A 12,594-nucleotide genomic window follows, 5' to 3' on the forward strand; every position below is an offset into this window, starting at 1 on the left:
CGGCGGCCTCGTGGAGATCAGCCCGCTCTTCTACCTGGAGAGCACGATCGAGAAGGTGGAGGGCGTCCGTCCCTACACGCCGCTCGAGCAGGCCGGCCGCGACATCTACGTCCGCGAGGGCTGCTACGTCTGCCACTCGCAAATGATCCGCCCGCTGCGCGACGAGGTGGAACGCTACGGCCACTACAGCCTGGCGGCCGAGAGCATGTACGACCACCCCTTCCAGTGGGGCTCCAAGCGAACCGGGCCTGACCTCGCGCGGGTGGGCGGCAAGTACTCCGACAACTGGCACGTGGACCATCTGAAGAATCCGCGCTCGGTGGTGCCCGAGTCGAACATGCCGCCCTACGCCTTCCTGGCCGAGAGGGAGCTCGACTACCGGGCCGTCCAGAAGCACCTGACCGCGCTCAAGACCGTGGGCGTGCCCTACAGCAAGGCCCAGATCGCCAACGCCCGCGAAGACCTGGAGACCCAGGTCGATCCGTTCGCCGGCGAGCAGTCCGACCTGAAGACGCGCTACGGCGCCAAGGTGGTCCAGCGGGACTTCGACGGCGACCCGTCGCGGCTGACCGAGATGGACGCGCTTGTCGCCTACCTCCAGGTGCTCGGCACCATGGTCGATTTCCGCACCTACAAGGCGGAAGACCCGGAGAACCTGCGATGAGCGGCCTGACCTACGAGGCCGTGGCGACGTTCGCCCAGCAGGGCGGCACGATCTACTTCGGCCTGATCTTCGCCGGCGGCCTGACCTACGCGCTCTGGCCCCGCCACAAGGAGGCGTTCAAGCGCCTCGCCCAGCTTCCCCTCGAAGACGACGAGATCGACCATGTCTGAGCGCGAACGCGACGAGCACTCCGGCACCGAGACCACGGGCCACGAGTGGGACGGCATCAAGGAGCTGGACACCCCGCTGCCGCGCTGGTGGCTGTGGGTCTGGTACGGTTCGATCCTCTGGGCCTTCGTCTACTGGATCCTGATGCCGGCCTGGCCGGGGATCAGCGGCTACACCAAGGGCGTGCTCGGCCTGTCCGACCGCGCCGCCGTGGTCCGCGAGCTGGGTGACCTGGCTGAGCAGCGGCGGGCGGGCGAAGGCCGGTTGCGCACGGCCACGCTCCAGCAGATCGAAGGCGACCCGGAGCTGCAGGCCTACGCCATGCAGGTGGGCCAGTCGGTCTTCGGCGACAACTGCGCCACCTGCCACGGCGCGGGCGGCGCGGGCGCGAAGGGCTATCCCAACCTTCGCGACGATGTCTGGCTGTGGGGCGGCTCCCTGGACGAGATCCGCCACACCATCCAGGTGGGCGTCCGTTCGGGCCATGCGCAGGCGCGCGGCGAGACCGTCATGCCCGCTTTCGGCCGCGACCAGATGCTGAACGACGCGCAGGTCTCGGACCTGACCGAGTACGTCATGGCGCTGTCGGGCCGCAAAGCCGACGCCGCGGCTGTGGGCCGCGCGCGGCAGACCTACGCCGACCAATGCTCGGCCTGCCACGGATCCGCCGGGACCGGCGACATCGGCCGCGGCGTGCCGAACCTGACGGATGCCGAGTGGCTGTTCGGCTCGGACCGGACGGCGATCCGCGACCAGATCTGGAACGGGCGCAACGGCGTCATGCCGACGTGGGAGGCGCGGTTCTCGCCTGAGACCCTCAAGGCGCTGGCCGTCTATATCCACGCCAACGCGGGCGGCGAGGCCGAGCCCCTCACCGCGGCGGTTCGGCGGCAGGGCGAGAGCATCGTCACGGGGGCCGCGGGCCGATGACCACGGTCATCAACACGGTCGGCACCACGGCGGCGGAGCGACAGGCGCCGAAGTCCGCCGCGGGGCGCGTGCGTGAGAAGGCCAAGGGAACCGGCGGGCTCTACCAGCCGCGCGTCCCCATCTACCCAAAGCTGGTCCACGGCCGCTGGCGGCGGATCAAGTGGGCGCTGCTGATCCTGACGCTCACCATCTACTACGTGACGCCGTGGATCCGCTGGGAGCGGCCGGGGGCGTTGCCGGACCAGGCCGTGCTCGTCGATTTCTTCGGACGGCGGTTCTACTTCTTCGGCATTCAGCTGTGGCCGCAGGAGGTGCACTTCATCACCGGCCTGCTGGTGATCGCGGCCCTGGCGCTGTTCCTGGTGACGGCGCTGTTCGGCCGGCTGTGGTGCGGCTACGCCTGCCCGCAGACGGTCTGGACCGACCTCTACATCTACATCGAGCGGATGTTCGAGGGCGACCGCAACGCCCGCATGCGGCTGGCGGCGGCGCCGTGGAGCTTCGACAAGCTGTGGCGCAAGGGCGGCAAGCATCTGGTCTGGCTGGGCGTCGCCTTCGGCACGGGCGGCGCCTGGATCTTCTACTTCCGCGACGCGCCCACGCTGCTGCCTGAGTTCTGGACCGGCCAGGCGCCTCTGGCCTCCTACGTCTCGTGCGCCCTGCTGACCGCCACGACCTACATCTTCGCCGGCCACATGCGCGAGCAGGTCTGCACCTATATGTGCCCCTGGCCGCGCATCCAGGGGGCGATGCTCGACAACCATTCGCTGCAGGTCACCTACCGGCGCGACCGCGGCGAGACGCGGGGTCCGCACAAGAAGGGACAGAGCTGGGAAGGCCGCGGGGACTGCATCGACTGCAGCGCCTGCGTGGTGGCCTGTCCGATGGGCATCGACATCCGCAACGGGGCGCAACTCGAGTGCATCAACTGCGGCCTCTGCATCGACGCCTGCGACGAGATCATGGACCGGGTGGGCCGGCCGCGGGACCTGATCGCCTACGACACCGACGCGGCCGTCGCGGCGCGCGCCGCGGGCCAGGCGCCGGTCTACAAGCTGCTGCGGCCGCGCACGATCTACTACGCCGTGGCGCTCGTCGCGGTCTCGGCCCTCGTGGGCTGGGGTTTGCTGACCCGCGCCACCATGGACCTGCACGTGCTGCGCGACCGCAGCCCCACCTTCGTGCGGCTCCACGACGGGGCGGTGCGCAACGGCTACACGCTGAAGGTCGCCAATCGAACCTTCGAGCCGGTGACCGTGGAGGTCGGCTTCCGCGGCGTCGAGGGTGCGCGGCTGCGGAGCCCTGGCGAGGCGTCGGGCGGTCCCGTCCGCGCCACCATCCCCGCCAACGAGGTTCGCGCAGTCCGCGTCTTCGTCACCGCCGACCCTGTGGAAGGCGCGCCTGAGAGCATCCCGGCCGTCTTCGCCATCCGCAGCACCGCTGGGTCGGCGACGGCCCGGACCACCTACTTCACCGGATCGGAGAGCCTGCGATGAGCGCCGTCGATTCGTCCGCGCGCGCGGGCTTCCGGATAAAGGGCTGGCACGTCCTGGCGGGCGTGAGCGCCTTCTTCGCGGTCGTGATCGCGGTGGACGCAACCTTCACCGTGCTGGCGCTGCGGACCTTCCCCGGCCAGGTGTCGGTGACCCCCTACGAGGACGGGCTGCTCTACAACCGCCGCATCGCCCGGCTCCAGGCGCAGGAGCGGCTGGGCTGGCGCGCGTCGGCCGGCGCGGAGCCGGGTCAGGTGGTCCTGGTGTTCCGCGACCGCGAGGGTCGCCCGCTGCCGCGTCTGACTATGACGGGCCGCCTGCAGCGTCCCGCGACCGAGGCCGGCCGGATCGACCTGCACTTCACGGAGACGGCGCCTGGCCGCTACGTCGCGACGACGGGCCGGATCGCCGGCGCCTGGGACCTGACCGCCGAGGCGCAGGGCGCTTCGGGCGGCGGCTTCCTGGCCGAGCGGAGGCTCACATGGCCCTGACCTACGAGGGCGGCGCCGACTTCGCCGCCTTCCTGCGGCGCGGGGCGAACGGGCGCGCGAGCCTGGACCTCCTCGTGCCGGACGTCCGCTGCGCCGGCTGCCTCGGCAAGGTGGAGCGGGCGGTCGGGGGCCTGCCCGGCGTTACGGCGGCCCGGGTCAACCTCACCCAGAAGCGGCTGACAGTGGAGTTCGCCTCGGCCGCCGCCGATCCGGGCGATGTGATCGCCGCCCTCGACCACCTCGGCTATCCCGCCACGCCGTACGACCCGGCCCTGGCCCGCGACGCCCACGAGCGCGAGGGCCGCCAGCTGATCATGGCCCTGGCCGTCGCCGGCTTCGGCGTCATGAACACCATGATGTTCTCGGTGCCGATCTGGGCCGGCCTGTTCGGCCAGGAGCTGGGCCCCGCCACCCGCACGCTCATGATGTGGTTCTCGGGAATCGTGGGCGCGCCGTGCGCCCTCTATGCCGGCATGCCGTTCTTCCGCTCGGCCTGGCGCTCGCTCAGGGCGCGACGCGCCAACATGGACGTTCCGATCTCGATCGGCGTCCTGCTGACGCTCGCGATCAGCTTCTCAGAAACCGTGCTGCGCGGCCGCGACGTCTATTTCGACGCGGCGGTCTCACTCCTGTTCCTGCTGCTCATCGGCCGCTGGCTGGAGCACCGGCTGCGCGCGCGCGCGTCCAGCGCCGCCGCCGACCTCCTGGCGCTGCAGGCTCCGACGGTCACGCTGGTCGGACGAGATGAAGCGCTGACCGCGATACCGCTCAGCCGAGTGTCGCCCGGCGACCTCCTGCTGGTGCGGCCCGGCGAGCGCCTGCCGGTCGACGGCGAGGTGGTCCAGGGCGCTTCGGAACTCGACACCAGCCTGCTCACCGGCGAAACCGCCCCGGTGGCGGTGGGCGCCGGCCAGGTCTGCCGCGCCGGGGCCCTGAACCTGTCGGGCGTCCTGCGCCTGCGGGCCACCGCGCGGTCCGAGGATTCCGCGCTCGCCGCCATCGCACGCTTGATTGAGCTCGGCGCACAGTCGAAGTCGCGCTACGTGCGCCTCGCCGACAAGGCCGCCGCCGTCTACGTGCCCGTCGTCCACACGGTGGCGTTGATGACCTTCATCGGCGCCTGGGGCCTTGGGGTCGACGCGCGCGAGGCGCTGATCCGCGCCGTGGCCGTATTGATCGTCACCTGCCCTTGTGCGCTCGGCCTGGCCGTGCCGGCCGTGCAGATCACCGCCTCGGCGCGCCTCTTCCGCCGCGGCGTGCTGGTGAAGTCCGGCGCCGCGCTCGAGCGGCTGGCCGAGGTGGATCATGTGGTGTTCGACAAGACGGGCGTGCTGACCCTCGGCCGGCCGCGGCTCAGGGACACGGCCCCTGCCGCCGTCGCGATGGCCGCGCCGCTGGCGCGCGCCTCGCGTCACCCACTCGCCCGAGCGCTCGCCGAAGCCGCCGGCGAGGGCGCCCTGGCCGAGGACGTGACAGAGGTTCCCGGTCAGGGCGTCGAGGGTGTTGTCGGTGGCCGTCGCTGCCGGCTGGGCAAGGCCGGCTTCCTGGGCGTCGAGAGCCACGGATCCGAGACCGAGCTGTGGTTCGGCTACGAGGGCGACATGCGAATCCGCTTCGCCTTCGCCGACGCCATGCGCGACGACGCGAGCGACGTGGTGGCCGCCCTCAACGCCCGCGGCCTGTCGGTCGAGATCCTCTCGGGCGACCTGGCGGGGCCCGTCTCGCGAGCCGCCGCGGCCGCCGAAGTGTCTAGTTGGCGAGCGGCCTGCACGCCCGAGGGGAAGGCGGCCCGCATCGACGAACTGGCCGCCGCAGGCCGCAAGGTGCTGATGGTGGGCGACGGGTTGAACGATGCCGCCGCGCTCGCCAAGGCCCACGCCGCGATGGCGCCCGGCACCGCGCTCGAGGCCAGCCAGAACGCTGCCGACCTGGTCTTCTCCGGCGACGGACTCGCCGCGGTCGTGGAGGCCATCGACGTGGCCCGCAGCGCGCGGCGGCGCGCGCTGGAGAACTTCGCCCTGGCCGCGCTCTACAACCTGATCGCCGGTCCGGCGGCCATGCTGGGACTGGTCAATCCGTTCGTGGCGGCGATCGCCATGTCGAGTTCGTCGCTGGTCGTCACCCTCAACGCCCTGCGCACGGGAGCCCGCCGATGGACATCGTGATGTTCCTTGCCCCGTTCTCGCTGGCTCTTGGCCTGATGGCCGTGGCCGCCTTCTGGTGGACGCTGCGCGATGGCCAGTACGACGACCCCGCGGGCGACGCGGCGCGCATCCTGGTCGACGATCCGGAAGACCGGCCGACTTGATCTGCATCATGGGCGCTGCGCGGATGACGCGCGATCAAGCCCGCATGACCGTCGATACCCTCGCCACTCCGCACGCCCGCCAGCTCGCCGATCTCGTCGCCCGCTACGACGGCCGCGCGCCGCGCTACACCAGCTACCCCACCGCCCTGCAGTTCGGCCCGGAGGTCGATGAGGCGGTCTACCGCGGCTGGCTGGCCGAGCTGCCTGCGCACGATCCGGTTTCGCTCTACGTCCACGTGCCCTTCTGCGCCCGGCTCTGCTGGTACTGCGGCTGCAACACCCGCGCGGTGAACCGCCACGAGCCGATCGGGGAGTATGTCCAGCTGCTGCTGACCGAGATGGGCTTCCTGGCGCAGGCGATCGGCCGCCGGCTCCCGGCGCGCGCCATCCACCTCGGCGGCGGCACCCCCAACATGCTCTCCGCCGAAGAGTTGGCGGCGATCTTCGGCGGTCTTGGCGACGCCTTCGACCTGGCGCCCGACCTGGAGGTGGCGGCCGAGCTCGATCCCGCAGTCCTGAGCCGCGACTGGGTCTGGGCCGCCGCCAGGCACGGCCTCAACCGCGCCAGCCTCGGCGTCCAGAACCTGGACCTCGTGGTCCAGGCGGCGGTGAACCGCACCGAGACCTTCGAGCAGGTGGCGGCTGCGGTCGAGTGGCTGCGTGACGTCCAGGTCCGGTCGATCAATCTCGACCTCATGTACGGCCTGCCGCATCAAACCAGGGCGAACACCCTGGCCACCGTGGACGCCGTTCTGCGGCTCGCGCCCGAGCGGATCGCCCTGTTCGGCTATGCGCATGTTCCCTGGATGAAGGCGCATCAGAAGCTGATCGACGAGAAGGCCCTGCCGGGCCCCGCCGCGCGGCTCGACCAGGCTGAGGCGGCCGCCGAGCGCCTGATCGATGCGGGCTATGTGCGCATCGGCCTCGATCACTTCGCCCGCGCCGACGACGAGATGGCCGTCGCGCTTACGGAGGGTCGGCTGCATCGCAACTTCCAGGGCTACACGACCGACGCCGCCGACACCCTGCTGGGCCTGGGCGCCTCGGCGATCGGCCGCCTGCCGCAGGGCTACGTGCAGAACGTGGCGCAGGAACTCGGCTGGCGCGTCGCCGTCCAGACGGACCAGCTGCCGGTCGCCCGCGGCGTGGTGCTGACGAGCGACGATCGCTTCCGCGGCGAGATCATCGAACGCCTGATGTGCGACCTGGCCGTGGACCTCGCCGACGTCTGCGTACGTCACGACCGCGACCCTCGCGAGCTCTCGGAGGCGATCGAGCGGCTGGCCCCATTCGTCGAGGACGGACTGGTCCGGATCGATGGCGGGCGGGTCGAGGTCGTGGACGCGGGCCGGCTCGTGGTCCGATCGGTCTGCGCCTGCTTCGACACCCACTTCAAGCCAGAGGTCGCGCGGCATTCGAAGGCGATCTGATCGCCTTGATCGCGGTCAAGGAGGCGCCGCAGGGGCCAAGGCAGGGTGGCCACGCTTTTCAGGAGGCTCTTGATGGTCATCACCCCGTTCCTCACCCTAGTGCTCGCCGGCTACGCGGTCTTCATGGTCGTGCTGGGCGCGGTATGGCTCCGCGGTGTCATCGACGACTTGGGCGCGGCGAAGCGTTAGGCTCGGCGTCGCCGCCCGATCCCGAAGAGGAGCTGCGGATGCTCGAGGTTCTCCAGGCGCCCGATCACGTCGCAGCTTTCGCGATCTCCGGGACGCTGACCGGAGAGGACTACGACCGCATCGTCGCCGAGGTGGAAGCCAGGCTCGCGCGGCACGAACGCATAGGTGTGCTCCTGGACCTGACGCTGTTCGAGGATTTCACGGCCGAGGCGGCCTGGAAGGATCTCCGCTACGACCTGTCCAAGCTGTTCGAACTGAAGCGCTTCCCGCGTGAGGCGGTCATCTCAGGCAAGCAGTGGATGCGAATCGCCGCCAGCATCGCCAATCCGATCCTGCCGCATGTGGAAATCCGGGTGTTTGACCCCGGTGCCCGCGAGGAGGCCATGCAATGGGTCTCGGAGGTCTGAGCGTGCGCGTCGGGCATATCGCACTGTTTGCGGCTGTCCTGGTCGCCGTGGCGACCGGCGCCGCCGCGCAGGAGCCCTCGGCGCGCCGCGGAAGCCTACTGGTCAAGCGCCACTGCGGCGGATGCCATGCGGTGGGCGCGACGGGGGTCAGCCGTCACCCCGCCGCGCCACCGCTGCGCGAACTCCACCGCCGCTATGAGCCGGAGAACCTGGCGGAGGCGCTGGCGGAAGGAATCCTCACGGGGCATCCGGCGATGCCCTCGTTCCGCTTCGAACCCCGCGATGTTCGCTCGATCATCCTCTATCTGAACGAGATCCAGGATCGGCAGAGGTCGTAAGGCGCCCGGATCGCCAACGGCGTCGGCACGTGAGCGCTGCCAAGACGTCAGGGTGTCCGGCGATCGAGCACCCGATAGATCGCCGAGATCAGGGTTTCACCCTCGAGCGGCTTCTCGACGATGGGCGTCCCGGCCTGGGCCGCGGCCTCGCGGAAGGACGGCTTGGGGTGACTGGTGACGAAGACGGCAGGCAGCATAACCTGCCGCGCGCGCAGCTGGCGAAGCGTGTCCAGGCCGGTGATGCCGGGCAGGCGCTCGTCGATCACCAAGCATCCGGGCGCGTCGGGCGGATCGCGCAGCAGCAGCGCCTCGCCGGATTCGAAGGTCTCCACGTCGAAGCCCTCCAGGTCGAGCGCGAAGGCGAGCGCTTGGCGAACCGCGGAGTCGTCATCGACGACGTAGATGCGGCAAGGCTGGGCTAGCGGTTGGTCCATAGTTGAATGGTCACCCCGGCGGCGACCGGCATCCTTGATCTCGCGCAACCGGATGGTCGCCGGACCTCCGTGCCGGTACCTAGGGAGCGGACCCGAATGGCGGGCGGGCCGCCGCCGGCGGTATCTGGTCGCCACGAGGCCGCGGCGTGCGCGGCCAGTCCGAGTGAGAGTTCCCCCATGTCCGCTCCCGTCGTCGACCTAGCCGTCAGCCACCGCCCGCGCGGCGCGTCCGACCGCATCGCCTACGGTTTCGTCAAGGCGCTGCGCTTCTGCGCCGACACCTTCTTCGCCAAGCGCTACGGCCATCGGGCCGTGGTGCTGGAAACCGTCGCAGCCGTGCCTGGTATGGTGGGCGCGACCTTGAACCACCTGAAGTGCCTGCGCCGGATGTGCGACGACCGCGGCTGGATCAAGACCCTGATGGACGAGGCCGAGAACGAGCGCATGCACCTGATGACCTTCATCGAGGTCGCCAAGCCCACGGCGTTCGAGCGCTTCGTGGTCGTGGGCGCGCAGTGGGTGTTCTACCTGTTCTTCTTCGGCCTCTACCTCGCCTCGCCGAGGACCGCGCACCGCGTCGTCGGCTATTTCGAGGAGGAGGCGGTGGTCAGCTACACCCACTACCTCGCCGAGATCGACGAGGGCCGCTCGGCCAATGTCGCCGCCCCGGAGATCGCGATCCGCTACTGGGGCCTGCCCATCGACGCCACCCTGCGCGACGTGGTCGAGGTGGTCCGCGCCAACGAGGCCCACCACCGCGACGTGAACCACGGCTTTGCCAACGAGCTGGCGGGGCTCGCCGAACCGAAGCTGGTCCCGGCCGCCTGGCCGCACGAACAGCTGCAGCCGCACTGGCGCGAAGCGGCCTGATGATCCCGAAGCCCCGCACCGGTCCTGGCGTCCACGTCGGGATCGACGAAGCGATGATCCGCCGCCAGGTGCACACCTTCTACCGACGTGTGCGCCTGGATCCGGTTCTGGGTCCGATCTTCAACGACGCGATCTCGGATTGGGACGAGCACCTCGGCAAGCTCTGCGACTTCTGGTCGTCGGTGCTGCTGATGACCGGGCGGTTCAAGGGCTCGCCGATGCTGGTCCACACCCGGCTGCAGGCGATCGGGCCCGGCCATTTCATCCGCTGGCTGGACCTGTTCGGCGAGACCGCTCGGCAGCTCTGCCCGCCGCCGGCCGCGGCGCTGTTCGCCGCCAAGGCGGAGATGATCGCCCAGAGCCTGCAGTTCGGCATCGCCGCCAGCCGCGGCGAGCTGCCGCCGGTTCGGCGGAGCGGGTCCGCAGGAAATTAGCCCGCGCGAGTTGCCGCGTCGGCCACCCGACCCTACATGCGGCCCCCCCTTCTGCAGTGGAGCTGTCCCCCCTCGTGTCCGACCTTTCGGCGTTTCCGATCACGGCCCGGTGGCCGGCCCAGCATCCTGAGCGGTTGCAGCTCTACTCCCTGCCGACGCCCAATGGGGTCAAGGTGTCGATCATGCTGGAGGAGATCGGGCTGCCTTACGAGCCGCACCTGATCGACATCGGCGCCAACGAGACCTGGACCCCCGAGTACCTGGCGCTGAACCCGAACGGCAAGATTCCGGCGATCATCGACCCGGACGGGCCGAACGGGGCGCCGATCGGCCTCTTCGAGTCCGGCGCGATCCTGCTCTATCTGGCCGAGAAGACCGGCAAGCTGTTGCCGGCCGATCCGGCCGGGCGCTACGAGACCATCCAGTGGGTGTTCTTCCAGATGGCCTCGATCGGGCCGATGTTCGGCCAGGTCGGCTACTTCCATAAGTTCGCCGGCCGCGAGATCCCCGACAAGCGCCCGCTTGAGCGATATCGCGACGAATCCAGGCGGCTGCTGGGCGTGCTTGAGACACGCCTGGCCGGCCGGAGCTGGATCATGGGCGAGGATTACACCATCGCCGACGTCTCGATGCTGGGCTGGGTGCGCAACCTGATCGGCTTCTACGAGGCGCGCGAGCTGGTCGATTTCGACAAGCTGGTCCATGTGCCGGCCTGGCTGGAGCGCGGCCTGGCGCGGCCGGCCGTCCAGCGCGGGCTGACGATCCCCAGCCGGGGTTGACGCCCGCGCTGTGGCCGACCGGGCGCTCAGATCAGCTCGCGCCGGGACGCGACCAGCCCGCCGTTCCGATAGCCGTCGATCCGCACCGCGGCGCCGGTGACCGGCAAGGCCACGTTGGCGGCGTGCGCCTGCGGATCGACCGTCTTCGACGCCTGCGGTCGCCCGTCGACGTAGAAGTCCAGCCGGTCGAGGTGGTCGTAGCTGACCGACACCTGCAGCGCGCCGCCCGGCTGGGGTGTGGCCGTGAAGGCCAGCGTGAACACCGGCTGACCGGCCAGCAGGCTGGCGGCGCGCTCCATCAGGTCGACATTGCCGTTCAGCACGTCGGCGCGGGTCATCTGGTGGCGATGATCCGGCGTCACGCCCAGGTCCTCGACCTCGGCGCCCGCATTGGGCCCGACCCGCAGCGTGCGGCGGATCGCGACGCGCATGTTCGCGCCCTTGGGCAGGGCCTTGAACGGCGAATCCGGCACGGGCTTCGGCGGAAAGCCCTGGCTGAACAGGTCCTCCAGCAGGCCATGCGTCCACACGTTCGCGCCGCCGGCGCCGGTGTTGCCGTCGACCCCCAGGATCGGGCCGATTCCATGGTCCTGGAAGCCGGCGGCGAAGATGTCGGTCGTGCTGTAGCAGAGCGCGTCGGTGATCAGGACGACTGGCCCCTGGTACCGCTGGCCGATGTCGTTGCACCGCTCCGGCGGGGTGATCGGGTGACTGGCCGAGTACACCGCGCCGGTCTCCACCGAGCGGCGGATCGAGGGCAGCCACGGCGACAGGTCGATGCCGCCGGGTCCGGGGTGCAACTCGCAGAGCCGCAGGGTCAGCGGGGTGTTGATGAACTGCACCCGCTCCGGCTCGATGGCTCGCGGGGTGAGCACCTGAAGCAGCTGCTCGCCGGCCAGGATGACGCCGCCCCCGTTGTCGCGCACGTCGACGATCAGCCCGGTCTGCGGCAACAGGCCGGCGAGGCGTATGAACTCGGCCACGAAGGCGTCGGGGTCGGCGCTGAAGGTCCAGATCCGAATGTGACCGAAGGTCCCGTGGCTGGTGGCGACCTGGCGCGCCGCGAACACCGACGGCATGGTGGACTCCAGGCCGCTGACCAGCGACAGGGGGTCGGCCGCCTCGGCCATCCGCGCGCTGCGCCCCTCGGTCTGGGGCGCGAACAGCAGTCGGCGGGCGTCCTGGATCAGTTGGGTCTCGAGGTCGACGCCCTCGAGATGCGCCGCGCCGGTCCCGCCGGCGCCGCCCGGGGCCGACGGCAGCCCGGTGACCAGCCAGTCGAAGCGCAGCTCATGGCTCGCGCCGCTCTGGGTGCGGTAGCGGACGATCACCCATTCCTCGTCCGGCGGCGGGGCGATGATCAATGGCCGCGCCGTCAGGCCGGCCAGCCCCCGCGAGTGGCGGGCTTCGAGGTTGCTGCCGGCGTGCCGGTCGGCGGCGTGTTCGACGGCCCGGGCGATGGGCGTCCCGTTCCAGTAGATGATGGTGACGCCCGGCTTGAAGGTCGGGTGGCTGAAGCCGGTGGCGACCCCGCCGACGATATAGGCCCGCTTGCCGTTCTCGATGCAGGCCTCGACGCGGAAGGGCAGATAGGCCAGCACGCCGGCGAATGGCGCCGGCAGCAGGTAGTTGGTGTGCAGATCGCGCACCGAGTGGAAG

15 protein-coding genes are annotated in these 12,594 nt (G+C 70.4%); 13 read left to right on the forward strand and 2 right to left on the reverse strand.

The window, feature by feature from the left end; translation table 11 throughout:
• From ccoO to VGD44_RS08445, 10 genes are all read left to right on the forward strand, one after another.
• The coding region (gene ccoO, locus VGD44_RS08400) for a cytochrome-c oxidase, cbb3-type subunit II (protein WP_331085830.1) at positions 1–664 on the forward strand (664 nt) is incomplete at its 5' end.
• A complete protein-coding gene (locus VGD44_RS08405) occupies positions 661–834 on the forward strand; it encodes a cbb3-type cytochrome c oxidase subunit 3 (RefSeq protein WP_331085832.1) in 174 nt (57 codons plus the stop codon). The genes ccoO and VGD44_RS08405, both read left to right, overlap by 4 nt.
• Complete coding sequence (gene ccoP / locus VGD44_RS08410; protein WP_331085834.1) at positions 827–1,762, forward strand: cytochrome-c oxidase, cbb3-type subunit III; 936 nt, start codon at positions 827–829, stop codon at positions 1,760–1,762. Before VGD44_RS08405 ends, ccoP begins: the two co-directional genes overlap by 8 nt.
• The gene (gene ccoG, locus VGD44_RS08415) at positions 1,759–3,258 is read left to right on the forward strand and encodes a cytochrome c oxidase accessory protein CcoG (RefSeq protein ID WP_331085837.1); all 1,500 of its coding nucleotides are present in this window, start codon (positions 1,759–1,761) and stop codon (positions 3,256–3,258) included. Before ccoP ends, ccoG begins: the two co-directional genes overlap by 4 nt.
• Positions 3,255–3,746, forward strand: coding sequence for a FixH family protein (locus VGD44_RS08420; RefSeq protein WP_331085839.1), 492 nt, complete (start codon positions 3,255–3,257; stop codon positions 3,744–3,746). Before ccoG ends, VGD44_RS08420 begins: the two co-directional genes overlap by 4 nt.
• Positions 3,737–5,911, forward strand: a complete 2,175-nt coding sequence (locus tag VGD44_RS08425) for a heavy metal translocating P-type ATPase (RefSeq protein WP_331085841.1) — start codon at positions 3,737–3,739, stop codon at positions 5,909–5,911. Before VGD44_RS08420 ends, VGD44_RS08425 begins: the two co-directional genes overlap by 10 nt.
• Positions 5,899–6,054, forward strand: a complete 156-nt coding sequence (gene ccoS / locus VGD44_RS08430; protein ID WP_331085843.1) for a cbb3-type cytochrome oxidase assembly protein CcoS — start codon at positions 5,899–5,901, stop codon at positions 6,052–6,054. The genes VGD44_RS08425 and ccoS overlap by 13 nt, the downstream gene beginning before the upstream one ends.
• A gap of 44 nt (positions 6,055–6,098) precedes the next feature.
• Complete coding sequence (gene hemN, locus VGD44_RS08435) at positions 6,099–7,484, forward strand: oxygen-independent coproporphyrinogen III oxidase (RefSeq protein WP_331085845.1); 1,386 nt, start codon at positions 6,099–6,101, stop codon at positions 7,482–7,484.
• A 227-nt stretch (positions 7,485–7,711) separates the two neighbouring features.
• A complete protein-coding gene (locus tag VGD44_RS08440) occupies positions 7,712–8,080 on the forward strand; it encodes an STAS/SEC14 domain-containing protein (protein ID WP_331085847.1) in 369 nt (122 codons plus the stop codon).
• Positions 8,081–8,082: 2 nt separating this feature from the next.
• Positions 8,083–8,418, forward strand: coding sequence for a cytochrome c (locus VGD44_RS08445; RefSeq protein ID WP_331085849.1), 336 nt, complete (start codon positions 8,083–8,085; stop codon positions 8,416–8,418).
• A 47-nt stretch (positions 8,419–8,465) separates the two neighbouring features.
• Here VGD44_RS08445 and VGD44_RS08450 read toward each other — a convergent pair whose 3' ends face one another.
• A complete protein-coding gene (locus VGD44_RS08450; RefSeq protein WP_331085851.1) occupies positions 8,466–8,900 on the reverse strand; it encodes a response regulator transcription factor in 435 nt (144 codons plus the stop codon).
• 129 nt (positions 8,901–9,029) lie between these two features.
• Between VGD44_RS08450 and VGD44_RS08455 the strand changes: the two genes are divergently transcribed.
• The 3 genes from VGD44_RS08455 (at position 9,030) to VGD44_RS08465 (ending at position 10,935) form a co-directional block, all read left to right on the forward strand.
• The gene (locus VGD44_RS08455) at positions 9,030–9,722 is read left to right on the forward strand and encodes an alternative oxidase (protein ID WP_331085853.1); all 693 of its coding nucleotides are present in this window, start codon (positions 9,030–9,032) and stop codon (positions 9,720–9,722) included.
• Positions 9,722–10,156, forward strand: coding sequence for a group III truncated hemoglobin (locus tag VGD44_RS08460; protein ID WP_331085855.1), 435 nt, complete (start codon positions 9,722–9,724; stop codon positions 10,154–10,156). Before VGD44_RS08455 ends, VGD44_RS08460 begins: the two co-directional genes overlap by 1 nt.
• 74 nt (positions 10,157–10,230) lie before the next feature.
• Positions 10,231–10,935, forward strand: coding sequence for a glutathione S-transferase N-terminal domain-containing protein (locus tag VGD44_RS08465; protein WP_331085857.1), 705 nt, complete (start codon positions 10,231–10,233; stop codon positions 10,933–10,935).
• A 26-nt stretch (positions 10,936–10,961) separates the two neighbouring features.
• On the opposite strand, the gene VGD44_RS08470 is transcribed toward VGD44_RS08465, so the two are convergent.
• Positions 10,962–12,594: S41 family peptidase (locus VGD44_RS08470; RefSeq protein ID WP_331085858.1), on the reverse strand; the 1,633-nt coding region annotated here is incomplete at its 5' end.

The sequence above is a fragment of the Phenylobacterium sp. genome (assembly GCF_036402295.1).
Taxonomy (GTDB): domain Bacteria; phylum Pseudomonadota; class Alphaproteobacteria; order Caulobacterales; family Caulobacteraceae; genus Phenylobacterium.